The sequence below is a fragment of the Streptomyces yerevanensis genome, assembly GCF_000716805.1.
Classification (GTDB): Bacteria; Actinomycetota; Actinomycetes; order Streptomycetales; family Streptomycetaceae; genus Streptomyces; species Streptomyces flaveus.
On record NZ_JNWJ01000018.1, the window covers coordinates 1 to 21120 of the forward strand.

General features: G+C 71.6%; 20 protein-coding genes. 10 read left to right on the forward strand and 10 right to left on the reverse strand.

What is annotated here, in order from left to right:
* Window positions 1-158: 158 nt before the first annotated feature.
* From OP79_RS20055 to OP79_RS20075, 5 genes are read right to left on the reverse strand one after another with little or no spacing between them, the layout of a single operon-like run.
* Window positions 159-956, reverse strand: a complete 798-nt coding sequence (locus tag OP79_RS20055; protein WP_033321657.1) for a type III pantothenate kinase — start codon at window positions 954-956, stop codon at window positions 159-161.
* Window positions 957-965: 9 nt separating this feature from the next.
* Complete coding sequence (nadC, locus tag OP79_RS20060) at window positions 966-1970, reverse strand: carboxylating nicotinate-nucleotide diphosphorylase (RefSeq protein WP_033321658.1); 1005 nt, start codon at window positions 1968-1970, stop codon at window positions 966-968.
* On the reverse strand, window positions 1967-3736 hold the full coding sequence (locus tag OP79_RS20065; RefSeq protein WP_033321659.1) for an L-aspartate oxidase: 1770 nt from the start codon (window positions 3734-3736) through the stop codon (window positions 1967-1969). Before OP79_RS20065 ends, nadC begins: the two co-directional genes overlap by 4 nt.
* On the reverse strand, window positions 3733-4725 hold the full coding sequence (panC, locus tag OP79_RS20070; RefSeq protein WP_033321660.1) for a pantoate--beta-alanine ligase: 993 nt from the start codon (window positions 4723-4725) through the stop codon (window positions 3733-3735). The genes OP79_RS20065 and panC overlap by 4 nt, the downstream gene beginning before the upstream one ends.
* Window positions 4722-5651, reverse strand: a complete 930-nt coding sequence (locus OP79_RS20075; protein WP_033321661.1) for a Rossmann-like and DUF2520 domain-containing protein — start codon at window positions 5649-5651, stop codon at window positions 4722-4724. Before OP79_RS20075 ends, panC begins: the two co-directional genes overlap by 4 nt.
* Before the next feature lie 157 nt (window positions 5652-5808).
* On the opposite strand from OP79_RS20075, the gene OP79_RS20080 reads away from it, so the two are divergent.
* Window positions 5809-6996 carry a threonine aldolase family protein gene (locus tag OP79_RS20080; RefSeq protein WP_106972434.1) on the forward strand — a complete coding sequence of 396 codons (1188 nt, stop codon included), beginning with the start codon at window positions 5809-5811 and terminating at the stop codon, window positions 6994-6996.
* A gap of 27 nt (window positions 6997-7023) precedes the next feature.
* Here the strand turns inward: OP79_RS20080 and OP79_RS20085 are convergent, their stop codons facing one another.
* Window positions 7024-7695, reverse strand: a complete 672-nt coding sequence (locus OP79_RS20085; RefSeq protein WP_033321663.1) for a response regulator transcription factor — start codon at window positions 7693-7695, stop codon at window positions 7024-7026.
* Window positions 7696-7781: 86 nt separating this feature from the next.
* Entirely contained in the window at window positions 7782-8981 is a 1200-nt protein-coding gene (locus OP79_RS20090) for a sensor histidine kinase (RefSeq protein ID WP_033321664.1), read from the reverse strand.
* Between the two features lie 130 nt (window positions 8982-9111).
* Between OP79_RS20090 and OP79_RS20095 the strand changes: the two genes are divergently transcribed.
* Window positions 9112-10266: an SAM-dependent methyltransferase gene (locus OP79_RS20095; protein WP_245685393.1), complete on the forward strand. Its 1155-nt coding sequence runs from the start codon at window positions 9112-9114 to the stop codon at window positions 10264-10266.
* Here the strand turns inward: OP79_RS20095 and OP79_RS20100 are convergent.
* Window positions 10231-11382, reverse strand: coding sequence for an NADH-quinone oxidoreductase subunit D (locus OP79_RS20100; protein ID WP_033321665.1), 1152 nt, complete (start codon window positions 11380-11382; stop codon window positions 10231-10233). The two genes, OP79_RS20095 and OP79_RS20100, sit on opposite strands and share 36 nt — an antisense overlap.
* Window positions 11383-11413: 31 nt before the next feature.
* Between OP79_RS20100 and OP79_RS20105 the strand changes: the two genes are divergently transcribed.
* Together OP79_RS20105 and OP79_RS20110 are read left to right on the forward strand one after the other, a co-directional pair.
* Window positions 11414-11926, forward strand: a complete 513-nt coding sequence (locus tag OP79_RS20105; protein ID WP_033321666.1) for a PH domain-containing protein — start codon at window positions 11414-11416, stop codon at window positions 11924-11926.
* Window positions 11923-13257 (forward strand): PH domain-containing protein, encoded by a 1335-nt coding sequence (locus OP79_RS20110; protein ID WP_033321667.1) that lies wholly within the window; start codon window positions 11923-11925, stop codon window positions 13255-13257. The genes OP79_RS20105 and OP79_RS20110 overlap by 4 nt, the downstream gene beginning before the upstream one ends.
* Window positions 13258-13370: 113 nt before the next feature.
* Here OP79_RS20110 and OP79_RS20115 read toward each other — a convergent pair whose 3' ends face one another.
* Complete coding sequence (locus OP79_RS20115; protein ID WP_063741954.1) at window positions 13371-14855, reverse strand: coiled-coil domain-containing protein; 1485 nt, start codon at window positions 14853-14855, stop codon at window positions 13371-13373.
* 305 nt (window positions 14856-15160) lie between these two features.
* On the opposite strand from OP79_RS20115, the gene OP79_RS20120 reads away from it, so the two are divergent.
* From OP79_RS20120 to OP79_RS20145, 6 genes are all read left to right on the forward strand, one after another.
* Window positions 15161-17008, forward strand: coding sequence for a phosphatidylglycerol lysyltransferase domain-containing protein (locus OP79_RS20120; RefSeq protein WP_051744770.1), 1848 nt, complete (start codon window positions 15161-15163; stop codon window positions 17006-17008).
* Window positions 17009-17114: 106 nt separating this feature from the next.
* Window positions 17115-17993: a dihydropteroate synthase gene (folP, locus tag OP79_RS20125; RefSeq protein WP_033321669.1), complete on the forward strand. Its 879-nt coding sequence runs from the start codon at window positions 17115-17117 to the stop codon at window positions 17991-17993.
* The gene (locus OP79_RS20130) at window positions 17990-18520 is read left to right on the forward strand and encodes a nuclear transport factor 2 family protein (RefSeq protein ID WP_033321670.1); all 531 of its coding nucleotides are present in this window, start codon (window positions 17990-17992) and stop codon (window positions 18518-18520) included. The genes folP and OP79_RS20130 overlap by 4 nt, the downstream gene beginning before the upstream one ends.
* A 236-nt stretch (window positions 18521-18756) precedes the next feature.
* A complete protein-coding gene (folB, locus tag OP79_RS20135; RefSeq protein WP_033321671.1) occupies window positions 18757-19116 on the forward strand; it encodes a dihydroneopterin aldolase in 360 nt (119 codons plus the stop codon).
* Window positions 19113-19724, forward strand: coding sequence for a 2-amino-4-hydroxy-6-hydroxymethyldihydropteridine diphosphokinase (gene folK / locus OP79_RS20140; RefSeq protein WP_033321672.1), 612 nt, complete (start codon window positions 19113-19115; stop codon window positions 19722-19724). The genes folB and folK overlap by 4 nt, the downstream gene beginning before the upstream one ends.
* 46 nt (window positions 19725-19770) lie before the next feature.
* The gene (locus OP79_RS20145) at window positions 19771-20256 is read left to right on the forward strand and encodes a DUF3180 domain-containing protein (RefSeq protein ID WP_033321673.1); all 486 of its coding nucleotides are present in this window, start codon (window positions 19771-19773) and stop codon (window positions 20254-20256) included.
* Between the two features lie 215 nt (window positions 20257-20471).
* Here the strand turns inward: OP79_RS20145 and folE are convergent, their stop codons facing one another.
* Complete coding sequence (gene folE / locus OP79_RS20150) at window positions 20472-21077, reverse strand: GTP cyclohydrolase I FolE (protein WP_033321674.1); 606 nt, start codon at window positions 21075-21077, stop codon at window positions 20472-20474.
* Between the last annotated feature and the right edge of the window lie 43 nt (window positions 21078-21120).

Sequence of the window (21120 nt, forward strand, 5' to 3'; positions counted from 1 at the left end):
CCCTGCGACGGGCTGACGCACCGGCCCACGACCCCGCACCCCCACCCACCCCAGGGGCGCGGGGAACGGCGCGACCAGCCACCCACACACCCGCACCCGCCAACGAACCGAACCCACCACCCCCGTAAGCGCCCCCGCCCAACCGCCGGAGGCAAGCGTCACGTCCGCGAGACGTTCCGCTCATACACCAGCCGTAGCCCGATCAACGTGAGCCAGGGCTCATGCTCGTCGATGACCGAGGATTCACCCAGAACCATCGGCGCGAGCCCACCCGTCGCGATGACCGTGACATCGTCCGGATCGTCGGCCAGTTCGCGGGCCACCCGGTTCACGACGCCGTCCACCTGGCCGGCGAAACCGTAGATGATGCCCGACTGCATCGCCTCGACCGTGTTCTTGCCGATCACGCTGCGCGGCCGTGCCACCTCGATTTTGCGGAGCTGGGCGCCCCGTACGCCGAGCGCCTCGACCGAGATCTCGATGCCGGGGGCGATGACCCCGCCCACGTACTCCCCGCGCGCGCTGACCGCGTCGAACGTCGTCGCCGTACCGAAGTCGACGACGATCGCCGGGCCGCCGTAGAGCTCGACGGCGGCGACCGCGTTGATGATGCGGTCCGCGCCGACCTCCTTGGGGTTGTCCATCAGGATCGGTACGCCCGTCTTGACGCCGGGCTCGACGAGGATGGCGGGGACGTCGCCGTAGTAGCGGCGGGTCACCTCGCGCAGCTCGTGCAGGACGGAGGGGACGGTGGCGCAGATGGCGATGCCGTCGATGCCGTCGCCCAGTTCGTCGCCGAGCAGCGGGTGCATGCCCATGAGGCCCTGCAACAGCACCGCCAGCTCGTCGGCCGTGCGGCGCGCGTCCGTCGAGATGCGCCAGTGCTCGACGATGTCGTCGCCGTCGAAGAGGCCGAGGACGGTGTGGGTGTTGCCCACGTCGATGGTCAGCAGCATGGCCCGTACCTACTCCGCCGCTCGCAGGTCGAGGCCGATGTCGAGGATCGGCGAGGAGTGGGTGAGGGCGCCCACGGCGAGGTAGTCGACGCCGGTGCGCGCGTACGCCGCCGCGTTGTCCAGGGTGAGGCGGCCCGAGGCTTCCAGGTACGCGCGGCCGTCGACGAGGGCCACGGCCTCCTCGCACTGGCTGGGCGTGAAGTTGTCCAGGAGGATCAGGTCGGCGCCCGCGTCCAGGACCTCGCGGAGCTGGTCCAGGGTGTCGACCTCGACCTCGATCGGTACGTCCGGGAAGGTCTCGCGTACGGCCTTGAAGGCCTGGGCGACGCCGCCCGCGGCGACCACGTGGTTGTCCTTGACCAGGGCCGCGTCCGAGAGGGACATGCGGTGGTTGACGCCACCGCCGCAGCGCACCGCGAACTTCTCCAGGGAGCGCAGTCCGGGCGTGGTCTTACGGGTGTCGCGTACGCGTGCCTTCGTGCCCTGAAGAACGTCCGCCCACGCGCGCGTGGCGGTCGCGATGCCGGAGAGGCGGCACAGGAGGTTCAGGGCGCTGCGCTCGGCCGTCAGGAGGTCGCGGGTGCGGCTGGTGATGCTCAGGAGCTTCTGGCCTGCCGCCACGCGGTCGCCGTCGTCGACGTGGCGCTCGACCTCGAACTCGTCCGTGCAGACCACCGAGACGACCGCCTCGGCGATCCTCAGGCCCGCCACGACGCCCGCTTCACGGGCGGTGAAGTCGGCGGTGGAGACGTCCTCTTCGGGGATGGTCGCGACCGTGGTGACGTCCACGCCGTGGTCGAGGTCCTCCTCGATGGCGAGGTGCGCGATGTCCTCCACCTCGACGGGGTCGAGCCCGGCGTCGGCGAGGAGTGCCGCGAGGACCGGGTCGAGGCCGCACTCCAGGGGGTCGAGGTCGTAGTCCTCTTCGGCACCTGCGGCACCGCAGCCGCAGCCGTCGCCACAGCCACCGCTGGAGAGGAGGGGAAGATCGGGGGTGCTGCTCACTGCTGTCACTGCTCCTGGGGACGGGGTGCCGGGCGGGGCATGGGGGTCCCCCCAAGTCGAGCGGAGTCGAGATCTTGGGGGAGGGTCGGGGGGAAGTCTGGTGTGTCGGTGGTGTGTACGGCGAGGGTTCGGTCCGGATTCAGCCGTACGACGATGTGGCGGGACCAGTCGGTGTCGTCGCGATCGGCGTGGTCCTCACGCCAGTGGCAGCCACGGGTCTCCTCGCGCAGACGGGCGGCGGCGACCAGGACGCGGGCCACGCACAGGAGGTTGGTGGACTCCCAGGTGTCGACGCCGGGCTCGGCCGTCTTGCCGTTCTCGGCGAGCGCGTCGCGGGCGTCGGAGTGCAGTTGCTCGAGGCGGTCGGCCGCCCGCTCCAGGGACTCGGCGGACCGCAGCACACCGGCGCCGTCACTCATGACCCGCTGGATCGCGAACCGCGCCTCGGCGTCGAGGAGCGGGTGGACGGGCTGCTCCGGGTAGGCGACCGGCGCGGGCACGCGCGCGTAGAGGCGGTTTTCCTCGTGGCGCGTGGCGATGTCGGCGGCGATGCGCTCGGCGTAGACCAGGCCCTCCAGGAGGGAGTTGGAGGCGAGCCGGTTGGCGCCGTGCACACCGGTGCAGGCGACCTCACCGCACGCGTACAGGCCGGGGACCGTCGTACGGCCCTGGGAGTCCGTGCGGACGCCTCCGGAGGCGTAGTGGGCGGCCGGGGCGACCGGGACGGGCTCGGTGACCGGGTCGATGCCGTGGGCGCGGCAGGCGGCGAGGATCGTGGGGAAGCGGTGCTCCCACATGGTGGCGCCGAAGTGCCGGGCGTCCAGGTACATGTGCTCGGCGCCCTGCTCCTGCATGCGCCGCATGATGCCCTTGGCGACGATGTCGCGGGGCGCCAGCTCGGCCAGTTCGTGCTGACCGGCCATGAAGCGCACACCGTCCGCGTCGACGAGGTGGGCCCCCTCGCCCCGTACCGCTTCGGAGACCAGCGGCTGCTGGCCTTCGGCGTCCGGGCCGAGGAACAGCACGGTCGGGTGGAACTGCACGAACTCCAGATCGCTGACCTCGGCCCCGGCGCGCAGGGCGAGCGCGACGCCGTCCCCGGTGGACACGGACGGGTTGGTGGTCGCCGAGAAGACCTGGCCCATGCCGCCGGTGGCGAGGACCACGGCGGGAGCGTGAACGGCTCCCACGCCGTCGTGCTGGCCCTCTCCCATGACGTGCAGCGTGACGCCCGCGGTGCGGCCGTCGGCATCCGTCAACACGTCCAGGACCAGGGCGTTCTCGATCGTACGCAGTCCACGCGCGCGTACCGCCTCGACGAGGGCCCGGGAGATCTCGGCGCCCGTCGCGTCACCGCCCGCGTGCGCGATACGGCGCCGGTGGTGGCCGCCCTCGCGGGTGAGCTCCAGGTCGCCCTGTTCGGACTCGTCGAAGTGGGCACCGGTCGCGATGAGGCGGCGTACGGCGTCGGGGCCCTCGGTGACGAGGAGGCGTACGGCCTGCTCGTCACACAGGCCCGCGCCCGCCACCAGCGTGTCGTCGAGGTGCTGCTCGGGGGTGTCGCCCTCGCCGAGGGCCGCGGCTATGCCGCCCTGCGCCCAGCGTGTGGAGCCGTCGTCGAGCATGGCCTTGGTGACGACGACGGTCCGCAGGCCCGCGGCGTCGCAGCGCAGGGCCGCGGTGAGGCCGGCGACTCCGGAGCCGACGACCACGACGTCGGCTGCGATGAACCAGCCGGGGGCGGGCGCGTGCAGACGTATGCCTGTGCTGGTCACGGGGCGGCTCCGAAGGTCAGCGGAATGTTGTCGATCAGCCGGGTCGTCCCGACCCGGGCGGCGACGGCGAGGACCGCCTCGCCGGTGTAGTCGTCCGGGATCTCGGTGAAGTCGGACGGGTCGACCAGCGCCAAGTAGTCCAGGGCGAGCGGGGGTTGCATACGGGCGGCGTCGTCGAGGACGAGGCGGGCGGCGGCCCGGACCGCGGCGGGGCCGCCCGGCACCGCTTTGGCGACGGCGTGCGCGTCGGCCGCCGCGCGGGACTCGCCGATGGCGCTGAGGGCCTCGGCACGCGCGCGCGTGGCGGGCACTTCACGGGCACGCGCGCGCAGGGCCTCCTGTGCGGCGTGCCGGTCGCTGCCCGCGAACAGGGCCTGGGAGAGGGCGAGCGCGGTGCGGCGCTCGGCGGCCGAGAGGTAGCGGTTGCGGCTGGACAGGGCAAGGCCGTCCTCCTCGCGAACCGTCGGTACGCCGACGATCTCGACCCCGAAGTTCAGGTCGCGCACCATGCGGCGGATCAGGGCGAGTTGCTGGGCGTCCTTCTGCCCGTACAGCGCCACATCGGGCCGGGTGAGGTGCAGCAGCTTGGCGACGACGGTGAGCATGCCGTCGAAGTGTCCGGGCCGCGAGGCCCCTTCAAGGCGCTCGCCCATGGGGCCCGCACTGATACGGACCTGGGGTTCGCCGCCCGGATAGACCTCGTCCACGAAGGGGGCGAACACGACGTCCGCGCCCGCCTGTTCGGCGAGCTTGACGTCGGCGTCCAGGGTGCGCGGGTAGCGGTCGAGGTCCTCACCCGCGCCGAACTGGAGGGGGTTCACGAAGACCGTGACGACCACCTCTCCGTCGCCGCCCGCTATCTCGCGGGCGGTGCGGATCAGCGTCGCGTGGCCCTCGTGCAGGGCGCCCATGGTCATCACGACGGCGCGGCGGCCGGTGCCCACGCGCGCGTGGAGCTCGTCGGCGGTGCGCAGCAGGGCGGTGGTCATCGGGCGTCTCCCTCGGCGGTGTCGGTCCCGTCTGCCAGTACCCCGAGAAGGTCCTCTGCGAGCTCCGGCTTCAGCAGTCCGTGGGCCAGGGCCCGGTCGGCGGTCGCGCGGGCCATCGCCAGATAGCCGGCGACGGTCTGCGGGGCGTGCTTGCGCAACTCCGTGACGTGCGCGGCGACCGTGCCCGCGTCACCGCGCGCGACGGGTCCTGTGAGGGCCGCGTCGCCCGACCTGAGGGCGTTGTCCAGAGCGGCACCGAGCAGCGGGCCAAGCATCCGGTCGGGAGCCTCGACTCCCGCCGTACGCAACAGTTCCATGGACTCGGCGACCAGGGTCACCAGGTGGTTGGCGCCGAGGGCGAGGGCCGCGTGGTAGAGGGGACGGGCGGCCTCGGCGATCCACTCGGGCTCGCCACCCATCTCGATGACCAGCGCCTCGGCGGCCAGCCGCAGCTCCTCGGGCGCGGTGACCCCGAAGGAGCACCCGGCCAGCCGCTGTACGTCCACAGGAGTGCCGGTGAACGTCATCGCGGGATGCAGCGCCAGCGGCAGCGCACCGGCCCGCAGCGCGGGGTCCAGGACCTTCGCGCCGTACCGCCCGGAGGTGTGCACGAGCAGCTGCCCGGGCCGCACCGCCCCCGTCTCGGCGAGCCCCTCCACCAGCCCCGGCAGGGCGTCGTCCGGGACCGTCAGGAGCACCAGGTCGGCCCGCTCCATGACCTGCGCGGGCGTCACCAGCGGTACGTCGGGCAGCAGTTGCGCCGCACGCCGTACGGAGGCGTCGGAGACTCCGGAGACGGCCACCGGCCGATGCCCGGCGAGCTGGAGCGACGCGGCAAGAGCGGGCCCCACGCGGCCGGCACCGACGACGCCGACGGTGAGCCGCGCGGGGCGATCTTTGGGGTCTGGTTGTGGGACTGTACTCACTCGACGGCGGCCTTCCGTTCCAGTCCGCTCGGGGTACCGGACGATTTCTCGTCATGTTAACGCGATCGGTTCCGGGCCCGTTTTGTTGTCCACAGGCTGTGGGAAATTGCGGGAAATTCGCATGCCGGGCCGACACCGGGCCCGGCATGATCCAGGGATGAGTGATTCGGCGCAGCAGGACGAGGATCAGTCGGCCGAGCAGGGCGAGGAACACTCCCCGGAGCAGAAGCAGGTGCGGCGCTGGGCTGCAGCGCGAGGGGCCGAACGGAGACTGTGGCGGGCCGGTTTCCACTTCACTGTCGGCGAGCGACTGGCGCGGCTGACGGACGCGGCAGCCCAGGTGTACGACCTGGACCAGCCGGTGGACATGTACGGCGACGGGATCGTCGAGACCGTGGAGAAGCGGGTCGCGGGCCTCCTCGGCAAGGAGGCGGCAGCGTTCTTCCCCACCGGCACCATGGCCCAGCAGGTCGCCCTGCGCTGCTGGGCGGGCCGTACGGGGAACACGACCGTGGCGATGCATCCGCTCTCCCACCCCGAGCTGTACGAACGGCATGCGTTCAGCACGGTCAGCGACCTGCGGATCATCCATCCGACGCATGAGCCACGGCTGCCGTCCGCCGCAGAGATACGCGACCTGGAGGAGCCCTTCGGGGCGCTGCTGCTCGAACTGCCCCTGGTGGGGGCCGGTTTCGTCCTGCCCACCTGGGAGGATCTCTCCGCGGCGGTGGAAGCGGCGCGGGAACACGACGCCGTGGTGCACTTCGACGGAGCCCGCCTGTGGGAGTGCACTACGCACTTCGGCCGCCCCCTGGACGAGATCGCGGGTCTCGCGGACAGCGTCTACGTGTCGTTCTACAAGTCGCTCGACGGAATCGGCGGCGCCGCCCTCGCGGGCCCGAAGACGCTGATCGAGGAGGCGAAGGCCTGGCGCCACCGGTACGGCGGGCAGGTCCTCCAGCAGTTCCCGACGGCCCTGTCCGCGCTGATCGGCCTGGAGAAGGAGCTGCCGCGGCTGCCGGAATACGTGGCCCACGCGCGCGTGGTCGCCGCGGCGCTGCGCGAGGGCTTCGCCGCGGCCGGGGTCCCCTGGGTGCGCGTCCACCCGGAGGAGCCGCACACGCACCAGTTCCAGCTCTGGCTGCCGTACGAGGCCGACGCCCTGACCGACGCGGGGATGCTTCAGGCGGAGGAGACGAAGACCTCGCTGTTCCCGCTGCGCTGGTCACGGGGTGGTCCCGGCCTGGCCTACACGGAGGTGACGGTGGCCGAGCCGGGCCTGGAGTGGACCGCGGAGGACGTCAGGACAGCCGTAGCCGACTTTGTGACGCGACTCCCCCGCTGACGAGAGCCGGGACAGCCGGGAGCCCGCTCAGCCCTGCCCACCCGCCCGTACAAGCCCCGTCTCGTACGCCAGAACCACCACCTGCACCCGGTCCCGCAGCCCCAGCTTGGTGAGGATGCGCCCCACGTGCGTCTTGACCGTCGCCTCCGAGAGGACGAGCCGGGCCGCGATCTCGCCGTTCGACAGGCCCTGCGCGACCAGGATCATCACCTCGCGCTCGCGGTCGGTGAGCCGTTCCAGCCCCTGGTGCTGGGGCTCCTTGCCGGCGCTCGGCAGCATCGGCGCGAACCGGTCGAGGAGACGGCGGGTCGTGGACGGCGCGACCACCGCGTCACCGCTGTGCACGGAGCGGATGGCGGCGAGGAGTTCGCCGGGCGGCACATCCTTGAGCATGAAGCCGGAGGCGCCCGCCTTCAGCCCGGAGAAGGCGTACTCGTCGAGGTCGAAGGTAGTCAGGATCAGCACCTTCGGCGGGTCGGGTTCCGAGCAGATGCGGCGGGTCGCCTCGACGCCGTCCAGCTTCGGCATGCGTACGTCCATGAGGACCACGTCGACGTCGGTCGAGCGCAGCACCTGGAGGGCCTCGACACCGTCGCCCGCTTCCGCGACGACCTCCATGTCCGGCTGGGCGGCGAGCACCATCCGGAACCCGGTGCGCAACAGCACCTGGTCGTCGACGAGCATCACGCGGATCGGCATTCCTGGGTCCTCCGGTCGGATCATGGGCGGGCGGTGCGGGGTGGTCGGTGCGTGGGCGATGGGTCGACGGGTGGAGCGTGCACGTGTCAGTTGGCGGGCTTCAGCGGGAGCAGTGCGCTGATCCGGAAGCCGCCGCCCGGACGCGGCCCCGCGTCCAGGGTGCCGCCGACCATACCGACACGCTCACGCATACCGATCAGACCGTGTCCCCGGCCGTCGGCGCCGCCGTCCTCGTACAGCTCGTGCGGGGCGCCCTTCCCGTCGTCCTCGACGAGCAGCCCGAGGCCGTCGTCGAAGTAGACCAGGCGCACGCTCGCGCCCGCGTTCGGCCCCCCGTGCTTACGCGTGTTGGTGAGCGCCTCCTGCACGATGCGGTACGCGGTGAGCTCGACACCGCTCGGCAGCGGTCGCGGGGTGCCCTCGATCTTGTAGTCGACGGGGAGTCCGGCCGTACGGACCTCCTCGATGAGGTCGTCGAGCTGGTCGACGTCGGGCTGGGGGACGTACTCGCCGCTCTCCTGGTGCTCGCCGGTGCGCAGCACGCCGAGCAGCCGGCGCATCTCGGCGAGGGCCTGACGGCCTGTTCCGGAGATGGTCTCCAGGGCCTTCTTGGCCTGGTCGGGGGCGGTGTCCAGGACGTACGCGGCACCGTCAGCCTGCACCACCATCACCGACACGTTGTGCGCGACCACGTCGTGCAGCTCGCGGGCGATCCGGGCCCGCTCGGCGGCGACCGCGACCTTGGACTGTGCCTCGCGCTCCCGCTCCAGCCGGGCGGCGCGCTCCTCCAGCTGCGACAGGTAGGCGCGGCGTGTGCGGACCGAGTCGCCGAGGACCCAGGCGAGCGCGAAAGGGACTGTCTGGAAGGTCACTATGGCGATGCTGCTCCCGACGCCCTGCTCCGACGTCCAGCGCAGTTGTGCCAGGGGGGCGGCGCACAGGCCGGCGGTCAACGCGATCCGGGAGGACCAGCGGGCGCCGTCCGCCGCGACCGTGTAGATGATCACCAGGAAGGCGAAGTTGGCGGGCAGCGTCCCGACATCCGCGATCAGCTGCGCCAGGCCGACCACCATCGCCAGGATCAGCATCTTCTCCGGCATACGGCGGCGCAGCGCGACCACCAGGCTCAGCAGGATCATGACCGGAACCGTGACGGCCGGGAGATCGGCCCCCCGGGCCTCCTCCGTGATCGATCCGCCCAGCACCGAAATCCCGAGCAGGAGGACGGCCCAGAAGCTGTCGACCCACGTCGGGTGTATGCGGAGGAGTTCATAGAGGCGCTGCACGTAACCCAGCGTAGGGAAGGGTGCAGTGTGCAGGGGTCAACCGGAGGGCCGATCCGCGACCACCGTACGTACTCCCCAAGGTGGAGACCTGCTGATTCCCGGCGCTTAGCCTGGCCCCGTGGGACAAGCCGTGAGACAAGACGCACACGAGGCGGCGGGTGGCCGGCGCGGGTGGCGGCAGGCCGCCGAGGAAGCCCTGTACGGGCCTTCCGGGTTCTATCGCCGTCCCGAGGGGCCCGCGGGTCATTTCCGTACCTCGGTGCACGCCTCGCCGCTGTTCGCGGGGGCCGTGGCCCGGCTCCTGTGCCGGGTCGACGAGGCGCTCGGCCGGCCCGCCGAGCTGGCCTTCGTCGACATGGGCGCGGGCCGCGGCGAGCTGGTGACCGGCGTCCTGAAGGCGCTGCCCGCCGAAGTGGCCTCCCGCGCGCGCGGGTACGCCGTCGAACGCGCCGACCGGCCCGCCGCTCTCGACCACCGGATCGAGTGGCGCGCGGAGCCTCCGGCGGGGGTCACGGGGCTGCTGTTCGCGAACGAGTGGCTGGACAACGTGCCCCTGGACGTGGCCGAGGCGGACGCCGACGGGGTGCCGAGGCTGGTCCTCGTACGGGAGGACGGCACCGAATCCCTCGGGGAGCCGGTCTCCGGAGCGGAGGCGGAATGGCTGGCGCGGTGGTGGCCGCTCCCTGAAAATCAGCACCCCGAAGCAAACGGAACAAACGGAACAAATCAGCACCCCGAAGGGCTGCGTGCCGAAATCGGCCTCCCCAGGGATGCCGCTTGGGCATCCGCCGTGACCACCCTCGACCGGGGTCTCGCCGTGGCCGTCGACTACGCCCACCGCGCGGACGTGCGCCCACCCTTCGGGACGCTCACCGGCTTCCGCGAGGGCCGCGAGACGGCGCCCGTACCGGACGGCTCCTGCGACATCACCGCGCACGTGGCCCTGGACGCGTGCGCACTGCCCGGGGCGCGGCTGCTGACCCAGCGGGACGCCCTGCGCGCCCTGGGCGTGAGTGGCGGCCGTCCGCCGCTGTCGCTGGCCTCCACGGACCCGACGGCGTACGTACGGGCCCTCGCCGGCGCGGGCGAGGCCGCCGAGCTCACCGCTCCCGGCGGGCTGGGCGACTTCGGCTGGCTCGTGCAGCCGGTTGGCATTCCGAACCCGCTGCCCGAGCCGATGCCCGATCCGCCGCCCGACGAAAACAGCCCTCTACGGAGAGCACAGAGAGCACGGAGAGCCGGGGAAGGCCTACTTGTCGATGTCCCCAACCACGAAGAACAGTGACCCCAAGATCGCCACCATGTCCGCGACGAGCGTCCCCGGCAGCAGCTCGGTGAGCGCCTGGATGTTGTTGTACGAGGCCGAGCGCAGCTTCAGCCGGTACGGGGTCTTGTCGCCCTTGCTGACGAGGTAGTAGCCGTTGATGCCGAGCGGGTTCTCGGTCCAGGCGTACGTGTGGCCCTCCGGGGCCTTGAGCACCTTCGGGAGCCGCTGGTTGATCGGCCCGGGCGGCAGCGACGCGAGCCGGTCCAGGCAGGCGTCGGCGAGGTCCAGGGAGTTGTGGGTCTGCTCCAGGAGGACCTCGAAGCGGGCGAGACAGTCGCCCTCCTGCCGGGTGACCACCTTCAGGACGTCACCCAGTTCCCCGTACGCCAGGTACGGCTCGTCGCGGCGCAGGTCGAAGTCGACGCCGGAGGCGCGGGCGAGGGGACCGCTCACTCCGTAGGCGTGCACCGTCTCCGGGGACATCCGGCCCACGTCGCGCGTACGCCCGCGGAAGATCTCGTTGCCGAGCACCAGGTTGTCGTACACGTCCATGCGCGAGCGGACGTCCGCGACGGCCGCACGCGCGCGCGTGGCCCATCCGGCGGGGAGGTCCTCCTTGAGGCCGCCGACGCGGTTGAACATGTAGTGCATGCGCCCGCCGGAGATCTCCTCCATGACGGCCTGGAGCTCCTCGCGCTCCCTGAAGGCATAGAACACCGGAGTGATTCCGCCCAGCTCGAGCGGGTACGAACCCAGGAACATCAGATGGTTGAGGACGCGGTTCAGCTCCGCGAGGAGCGTCCGCATCCACACCGCGCGGGCGGGGACCTCCATGCCGAGCATGCGTTCCACGGCGAGGACGACACCCAGCTCGTTCGAGAAGGCGGAGAGCCAGTCGTGGCGGTTGGCGAGCACGATGATCTGGCGGTAGTCGCGCGCCTCGAAGAGCTTCTCCGCGCCGCGGTGCATATAGCCGATGACCGGCTCCGCATGCTGGATCCGCTCGCCGTCCAGCACGAGCCTGAGGCGCAGTACACCGTGGGTGGACGGGTGCTGGGGGCCGATGTTGAGCACCATGTCGGTGCTCTCCGCGGCACCGCCGATGCCGACCGTGGTCTCCGACGTAGGAGTCATGGGAACAGTGTCTCGTACGTACGCTTGCGGCATGGAGACGGGGAGTACGGGGATCATGGGCGCCACCGGGAACACCGAGCCCGAGCCGGTGTGGACCGGCCTGCCGCCGGGACTGCTGCGGATGCGCCGGCTGCTGCTCGTCGTCTGGCTGGTGCCGCTGACGCTCGGTACGGGGCTGCCGCTCGGTCTGCTCGCCGGGCCCGGCTGGGCGGCGTTCGCGCTGCTGCCGCTGGCGCTGTTGCTGTGGGGCTGGCCGATGCTGGGGCGCAACTGGGAGTCCTGGCGGTACGCCGAGCGCGCGGACGACCTGCTGATCAGCCGGGGTGTGCTGTGGCGTGAGGAGACGGTCGTGCCGTACGGGCGCATGCAGCTGGTCGAGGTGAACTCGGGTCCCGTCGAGCGGCACTTCGGGCTGGCGAGCGTGCAGTTGCACACGGCCGCCGCGGCGACGGACGCGCGCATTCCGGGCCTCGACCCGGCGGAGGCGGAACGGCTGCGGGACCGGCTCACGGAGCTGGGCGAGGCCAGATCGGCGGGGTTGTGACAACTTCCGACGTGGAGCGCGACGTACGCCAGGAGAAGCCCGTGACGGAGCGGCGGCTGCATCCCGTGACGCCGCTGCGCCGTGCCTGGGCGCCGATCGCCGTGATCGCCGGCTGGGCGGTGCACGACCCCGACCAGACGCAGCGGCAGCTGACCCGGCTGACGACCTCCACCCTGCTGATCGCGATCGCCATCGTCATTCCGGCCGCCGCCCTGTACGGCTTTCTGACCTGGTGGTTCACCCACTTCGCGGTGACCGACACCGAACTGCGCATCCGTACGGGCCTGTTGTTCCGGCGCTCCGCGCACATCCGGCTCGACCGGCTCCAGGCCGTCGACGTCACCCAGCCGCTGCTGGCCCGCGTCGCGGGCGTCTCCAAACTCAAACTCGACGTCATAGGAACCGACAAGAAGGACGAACTCGCCTTCCTGGGCGAGGACGAGGCCCGTGCGCTACGGGCCGAACTCCTCGCCCGCGCCGCCGGTTTCGCCCCCGAGACGGCGCACGAGGTGGGCGAGGCGCCGGTCCGGCAACTGCTGCACGTACCGGCCCGGGTCCTCGCCGTGTCCCTGGTGCTGACGGGCGCCACCTGGGGTTCGCTGGCCGGCGCGCTCGTCGTACCGCCGCTGGTGTGGTGGGCCTCGCACAGTGTGTGGACGGTCCTCGCGGTCGCGCTGCCGCTGCTCGGCGCGGCGGGCGCGAGCAGCGTGGGGCGCTTCGTCGGCGAGTACGACTGGACCGTGGGCGACTCCCCGGACGGGCTCCGTATCGACCACGGACTGCTCGACCGTACGCACGAGACGGTGCCGCCCGGGCGCGTACAGACCGTCCGCATCGTCGAACCGCTGCTGTGGCGGCGACGCGGGTGGGTCAGGGTCGAGCTGGACGTGGCGGGTTCGTCCAACTCCGTGCTCGTACCGGTCGCTCCGCGCGAGGTCGCCGAGTCGGTGATCGCGCGGGTGCTGCCGGGGGTGACGGTGCCGGGTGAGCTGTCTCGGCCGCCGCGCCGGGCGGGCTGGTGCGCGCCGCTGTGGTGGCGGGGTTACGGGCTCGCCGTCACCGACGCCGTCTTCGCGTCCCGGCACGGGCTGTTGCGCCGCAGCCTCGCGCTCGTTCCGCACGGCAAGGTGCAGAGCGTGCGCCTGGAGCAGGGGCCGTGGATGCGCTTCAAGGGGCTGTCCCACATCCACATAGACACCGGCGCCAACAAGACGGTGAGGGCCCGGCTGCGGGACGCCTCTCAGGCGGCGGAGTTGCTGTACGGGCAGGCGGACCGGTCGCGGACGGGGCGGCGGGAGGCTCGGCCGGATCGGTGGATGGCCGGAAGTTGAGCGGTTGATGGCCCGAGTCGGGCCGGTGGACGGCTGAGGGCAGTGGCGTGTTGCGTTGCCACTGCCCTCATGAGCTGTTGCCGCTGACGCTCAGGAAACCGTGCTCCTGAGGTTCAGGAAACCGCGCTCCTCAGTTCCGCCACGTCGATCTGCTCCGTCTCGTCGTGCGCGGTCAGGTCGATGACCTGCTGACCGACGCTGCGGGACTCCTCGTCCGCGGGCTTGAACTGCGCCTCGGACTCGGCCTTGTGGAGAGCGAGCGCCTCCTGGCCCACCACGTCGGCGAGATCCTCGTTCTGTACGGCCTCCAGGGCGGCCTCGGACGCCTCCTGCTGCGTACCGAAGAAGTCGAAACCGCCCTCTACGGAGGGCCGCCGTACGGGAGGAGCCGGAGCGACCGCCACGGCCTTGGGCACGGTGAAGTGCCCGGAACCGAGCGCGGGCTTGAGGGCGGGCTTCAGAGCGGCCGCAGTGGTGTCGGACCCGGCGGACGTCGGTGCGGTCGCGGCGGCCGTGCGCTCATGCCCGCCGACCGCCTCGGGCTTCCCCTGCGTCGCCTCGCCCTCCGTCCCGGCCTCGCCCGTCGCGGGCGCCTTCTTGCGAGCGCCGCCCTTCGGTGAACCGCCCGGCGTGGGCCCGCCCTTACCAGGACCGCCCGCCGGAGGCGCACCCTTGGGCGCACCGGCCTTCACGGGGGCGCCCTTGGCCGAACCACCCTTCGCAGGGCCGTCCTTCGGCGACTTGCCGGGCCCGGGCTCGTCCGTCGCCGCCGAACCGCTCTCCGTGGAGCCGCTCTTGGGGGACTCGCTCTCTACGGGCGCGTCCTGAGGCTCGTCCTGAGCCGAACCGCTCTCCGCGGAGCCGTCCACCGCGGACGAACCGCTCGCGTCCTCCGAAACGTCCTCGGCCGAACCGTCCTTGGTCGAACCGTCCTCCGCGACCTCGCCCTTCGTCGCCCCGTCCGTCCAGGGCGCGCCCTCGGCCACGTGAGCGGCAGCCGCCTGGGCCAGCCGGTCCAACGCCGCGTTGGCCTTCGCGTAGAGCACCGCGGCCGCGGCACGGGCGGCCGGAGCCGGCTCTTCGGTCACCTCGGCCACCGGGTCCGCCGAAGCCGCCGCGGGCAGGGCGGCACGAGCCGGAGTCGTCGCCTCTATGGCGAGGCGACGTCGGCTCTCCAGGACGCTGGCCCGCTCCGTCTCCGCCGTGGCGTACCGCCGCAGCAGGGCGGCGTGTTCGTTGCGCAGGCCCTGAAGCTCCGCCCGCTTCTCGCGGAGCCGGTGCTCCAGCTTGGTACGCAGCTCGCGCGACTCGTCGAGGTCGGTCTCGAGCTCGGCGACGCGCTCCTCGTGGCGCCACTCGTCGCTCGCACGCGCGCGCGTGAGGTCCGCGACGCGCTTGCCCGCGGACACGTCCCAGTGGCGCATGACGACCGCGCCCACGACAGCCGTCGCCGCGGCGCCCGCGGCCAGCCCGCGGAGCACCCACGCGTCCGAGAACAACCAGGGCCCGGCGGCACAGACGAGCGAGACGCCTGCGATCGCCGAGGGGGGCAGCAGCCGGTGCAGAGGTGGGGAATGACGGTGACGTCCACGTGGCATGGCCAGAAACTTACCGCGCGTAGGCGAATCTTGGAGCCCCGCCCCGTAAAAACCCAGCCACTCCCGAGGATTGACACCACCTCACCACTCGGCGGTCACGCCAAACAGTCACTCCAGTGACAACAGCACCGCGCAGAGGGCCGCGTATGCACCCGCTGCACCCGCACTCTTGAGACGCGCTTTTGACACGCTTTTCCAGAACCGGATGAACCAGGTCCCTCCCGGCACCGTCCTAGAGGGCGCAATGTCGCTGGATGCCGTAAATGGCACTGGTTTCGAGGTCTCTCGCAGAAGTACGGGATGCGATGTCTGTCACGGTTGAAGGGGAAACGTCGGCCAAGGCTCCGGACCACCGGAGGGGCCGACTGCGGCGCGTACTGAGCGGTCCACGCCCCGAGGCCGTCCCCACCCTGGTGGCCAGGGCCTGCACCCTCGTGGGGTTCCTGGACATCGCGGCGGGCGTCTTCCCGAGCTTCAGGCACAGCCGTGTGCACACGCTCGCCGAGGTGCTGCCCGGCGCGCTGGGCCCGTTCGCCGCCGCCCTGGCGCTCAGCGCGGGCGTCCTGCTGCTGCTCCTGGCCCACGGCCTGCGCCGCCGCAAGCGCCGGGCCTGGCGGGCCGCCGTGTTCCTCCTGCCGGCCGGTGCCCTCGCGCAGCTGACCTACCGGCACTCCCTCATCGGCGTCCTCGTCTCCCTGGCGCTGCTGGCTCCCCTGCTGCGGCATCGCGGCGAGTTCACGGCGCTGCCCGACCCCCGCAGCCGCTGGCGCGCGCTCACCAACTTCGTTCTCATGGGCGCCGGTTCACTCCTCCTCGGCCTGGTCGTCGTCAGCGCCCACCCGGACCGGATGCTCGGCTACCCGAGCCTGGCGGACCGCATCACCCATGTCGTGTACGGCCTGTTCGGCTTCGAGGGCCCGGTCGGCTACCAGGGCGACACGTCCTGGACGGTGGCCTTCTCACTCGGCGCGCTCGGCCTGTTGACCGCCCTCACCACCATCTACCTGGCGCTGCGCCCCGAACACCCCGCCGCACGCCTCACCGAGGACGACGAGGCACGACTGCGGGCACTCCTGGAGAAGCACGGCGGCCGTGACTCGCTCGGCCACTTCGCGCTGCGCCGCGACAAGGCGGTCGTCTTCTCGCCCAGCGGCAAGGCGGCGGTGACGTACCGCGTCGTCTCCGGGGTGATGCTCGCCAGCGGCGACCCGATCGGCGACGTCGAGGCCTGGCCCGGCGCGATCGAGCGCTTCATGGACGTGGCGAAAACCCACTCCTGGACGCCCGCCGTCATGGGCTGCTCCGAGACGGGCGGCGAGGTCTGGACACGGGAAACCGGCCTCGACGCCCTCGAACTGGGCGACGAGGCGGTGGTGGACGTCGCGGATTTCTCCCTGGCCGGGCGCCCGATGCGAAACGTGCGCCAGATGGTGAAACGCATCGAGCGGGCCGGTTACGAGACCCGGGTACGGCGCGTCCGTGACCTGGGCGAGGGCGAACTGGACCGGATACGCCGCGCCGCTCAGGACTGGCGCGGCACGGACACCGAGCGCGGCTTCTCCATGGCACTGGGCCGCGTCGGCGACCCGGCCGACGGGGACTGTCTGCTCGCCACGGCACACAAGGTTGACCCCGAGCCGGGGCCGTACGGCGATCTGAAGGCCGTACTCCACTTCGTCCCGTGGGGCACCGACGGCGTCTCCCTCGACCTGATGCGCCGCGACCGCGCGGCCGATCCCGGCATGAACGAACTCCTCATCGTGGCCGCGCTCCAGGCGGCGCCGCGCCTGGGGGTGCGGCGGGTCTCGCTCAACTTCGCGATGTTCCGCGCGGCCCTGGCCCGCGGCGAGAAGATCGGCGCGGGCCCGGTCCTGCGCGCCTGGCGCGGACTGCTGGTGTTCCTCTCCCGCTGGTTCCAGATCGAGTCGCTGTACAGGTTCAACGCGAAGTTCCGCCCCCGCTGGGAGCCCCGCTTCGTCGTCTACGGCTCCTCCCGCGACCTGCCGCGCCTCGGCCTTGCGGCCCTGCGGGCGGAGGGTTTCGTGGACCTCCCCCTACCGCGGGCCCTGCGTCGCAGGACGCCCCCGCCGGCGCCGTGCACACACCGGCTGCCGGAAACCCGCCTGCCGGAACACGGCGTAAGAGCGGTCTAGAGCAGGCCTGAGCGATGTCCCACTCCCCCCAAGCCCCGGGACCTCGCTCAGGCCACCACCCCCATGGACGAACCCAGCCCTCAACGCGGAGGCCTACGCTGGGCATATGAGCAAGAACAGCGGGCGAGGCCAAGTGTCCGGGCTCCCGGCATGGGACCGGTGCGCCGTCATGGGAGTCGTGAACGTCACCCCCGACTCCTTCTCGGACGGCGGCCGGTGGTTCGACACGACGGCAGCCGTCAAGCACGGCCTCGACCTGGTCGCGGAGGGCGCCGACCTCGTCGACGTGGGCGGCGAGTCCACCCGCCCCGGCGCCACCCGCGTCGACGAGGCCGAGGAACTCAAACGCGTCATCCCGGTCGTCCGCGGCCTCGCCTCCGAAGGCGTCACCATCTCCGTCGACACCATGCGCTCCTCCGTCGCCGAGCGCGCACTCGCCGCCGGCGCCGCACTTGTCAACGACGTCAGCGGCGGCCTCGCCGACCCCGCGATGATCCCGGTCGTCGCGGACGTCGGCGCGCCCTTCGTGGTCATGCACTGGCGTGGCTTCCTGGAGGGCGGAAACATCCAGGGGAGGTACGAGGATGTCGTCTCCGAAGTCGTCGACGAGCTCCACGCGCGCGTGGAGGCCGTTCTCGATGGAGGCATCGCCGCGGACCGCATCGTCGTCGACCCGGGCCTCGGCTTCTCCAAGCAGGCCGAGCACGACCTGACTCTCCTCGCCCACCTCGACCGCCTCCTGGACATCGGCCACCCCGTACTGGTCGCCGCGTCCCGCAAGCGGTTCCTCGGCCGCGTACTGGCGGGCCCGGAAAGCGCCCCGCCGCCCGCCAGGGAACGCGACGCCGCCACCGCCGCCGTCTCCGCGCTCGCCGCCCACCAGGGCGCGTGGGCGGTCCGCGTCCACGAGGTGCGGGCCACCGCCGACGCGGTCCGGGTCGCCCAGGCCGTGGAAGGCGCCCGGGCGGCAGAGGGAGCCCAGTGAGCACTCCCCGCACCGACGTCGAAGAGGTCGCCCGCGTCAACACCGCCTTCTACGAAGCGATGGAACGCGGCGACTTCGAAGAGCTGTCGACGCTCTGGCTGGCCCCCCTGGACATCGACGGAGCCGAACACACCACGGACACGGACCCCGAGGACCCCGACGAAACCGCCGACCAGGGCGCCGAGGTCTCCTGCGTCCACCCCGGCTGGCCCGTACTGACCGGCCGCGGCGAGGTGCTCCGCTCGTACGCGCTGATCATGGCGAACACCGAGTACATCCAGTTCTTCCTGACGGATGTGCACGTGTCCGTCATCTCCGACACCGCCCTGGTGACCTGCACCGAGAACATCCTCAGCGGCGGTCCGTCCCCGGAGGACAGCGACGAACTGGGACCGCTCGTGGGCCAGCTCGTCGTCGCCACGAATGTGTTCCGCCGCACATCCGACGGCTGGAAGCTCTGGTCGCACCACGCCTCTCCCGTACTGGCCGAATCCGGCGAGGAAGAGACCGACGACTCCCCTTCCTGAGTGGGTAGGGGACACGTAGTGGTTGGGATCGCGGGCCCCTGGGTATGCGCGGCTACCAGCCCGTGAGCCGTCGTGTCCCCACAGAAGAACAGTCGATGAACCCTCCTGGCATACGCCCGACGCCGAGTCCCCGTGACCGGGCGTTGTCAGTGTTCGCAGGTAGATTCGACTGTGGCTGGTGGGCCGACCGCACATGGCGGTGACCGCCGTTACCGACGACTGCAGGAGTGATTCGCGTGGATCGTGTCGCGCTGCGCGGCCTCAAGGCCCGCGGGCACCACGGTGTCTTCCCCAAGGAACGCGTGGAGGGCCAGACCTTCATCGTGGACCTCTCGCTGGGTCTGGACACCCGGCCGGCCGCGGCCGACGACGATCTGGCGAAGACCGTGCACTACGGCATCGTGGCCCAGGAGGTCGTGGCCGTCGTCGAGGGCGAGCCCGTCGATCTCATCGAGACGCTCGCCGAGCGCATCGCCCGCACGTGCCTGAAACACGACGCGGTTCAGGAGGTCGAAGTCTGCGTCCACAAGCCGGACGCGCCGATCACCGTCCCCTTCGACGACGTGACCGTCACCATAACCCGGAGCCGAGTATGACTGCCTCGTTGACCGAGGGTCAGAGCGACCCGACCGTACAGCCGGTGCCCGCCTCCGTCGTGGAACGCGTGGACGCCGCCGACACCACCCTGCACAACCCGGAACGTGCCGTGCTCTCCCTCGGCTCGAACCTCGGCAACCGCCTGGAGACCCTCCAGGGCGCCGTCGACGCCCTGGAGGACACGCCCGGCGTACGCGTCAAGGCGGTCTCTCCGGTGTACGAGACGGAGCCCTGGGGCGTGGAGCCGGACAGCCAGCCGGCGTACTTCAACGCGGTCGTCGTCCTGCGCACGACGCTCCCCCCGTCCTCCCTGCTGGAGCGGGCGCACGCGGTCGAGGAGGCCTTCCATCGCGTACGGGACGAGCACTGGGGGCCCCGCACGATCGACGTGGACATCGTCGCGTACGCCGACCTGGTCTCCGACGACCCGGAGCTGACCCTCCCCCACCCGCGCGCGCACGAGCGGGCCTTCGTCCTCGCTCCCTGGCACGACGTGGAGCCGGACGCCCAGCTCCCGGGTGTCGGCCCGGTGGCCGGACTCCTGGCCGCCGTCCCCCGCGAAGGTGTCGCGCCCCGCGCCGACCTGGAACTACAGCTGCCCGACTAGTCGTTAAGGTCTACCGGACCATCTCCGGTTGCGACGAAGGGGCATCGTGAAAGAGCTGCGCATCAGGACACTGGCCGGCGTGTTCGTGGTCGCCGGCGTGCTGTCCTGGGCGGGCGCCCGCCTGTGGAACGCGGTGGGCACGCTGCCCCGGGTCCCCCTCGCCGCCCCCATCGTCCTGGCCCTGATCGCCGTGGTCCTCCTGGCCACGGCGCTCTCCCTCCGAGCCCGCCTCAAGGCCCAGCGCGAGCGCCGCCCCGGCGCCACGGGGGTCGACCCGCTGCTGGCGGCCCGAGCGGTGGTCTTCGGCCAGGCCAGCGCCCTGGTGGCCGCCCTCGTCGCCGGCATGTACGGCGGCACGGGCGCCTTCCTCCTGGAGTCCCTGGACGTTCCGGCCCGCCGCGACCAGGCCATCTACGCCGGCTTCTCGGTCCTGGCAGGCATCGCCGTCATAGCGGCGGCCTTCTTCCTGGAGCGGGTGTGCAAACTCCCGGAGGACGACGAAACGAACGGCAACGCAGCACCGGCGGCGTAAGCGTCCGTAGGGGCGTGGGGCTGTATCAATGTGCGGCTCCGCCGCGCGGGCGCGCCCAACCACGACGGCCCGCAGGGTCAAACGCGCCCCAGCCACCTCAGGGGCGCGGGGCTGAGACATCTGCGGCTCCGCCGCGGGGCGCGACAAGCCACAACGAACCCGCAGCCCCGTACGAACAACAACCAGGCAGACGCGACGGAGCTCTCAGCTGAGGCTCACCGAGCCAGGATGAGGCTCATCGCCTCGGCACGCGTCGTCGCATCCCGCAACTGCCCGCGCACAGCGGACGTCGTCGTCTTGGCGCCCGGCTTGCGTATACCGCGCACCGACATGCACATGTGCTCGGCCTCGATCACGACGATCGCCCCCCGCGCCTCAAGAATCCGCATCAGCGAGTCGGCGATCTGCGTGGTGAGTCGTTCCTGCACCTGCGGTCGCCGCGCGAACACCTCGACGAGCCGCGCCAGCTTCGACAGTCCGGTGATCTTCCCGGTCTCGGCCGGGATGTACCCCACGTGCGCCACACCGTGAAACGGCAGCAGATGATGCTCACACAGGCTCACGATCTCGATGTCCTTCACCAGGACCATCTCGTCGTGCCCCAGGTCGAACGTCGTCGTCAGCACATCCTCGGGCTCCTGCCACAACCCGGCCAGCAGCTCCCGATACGCCCGAGCCACCCGCCCCGGCGTCTCCCGCAGCCCCTCCCGGTCCGGATCCTCGCCGACCGCGATCAGCAGCTCTCGTACGGCGTTCTCGGCGCGCTTCTCGTCGAACTCGCCGATCACACCCTCGACGTCCAGCCTCACGGGGTCGATCATCTGGTGCCTCGTTCCTGTGCCTTCGACGCGTACGGATCACGCG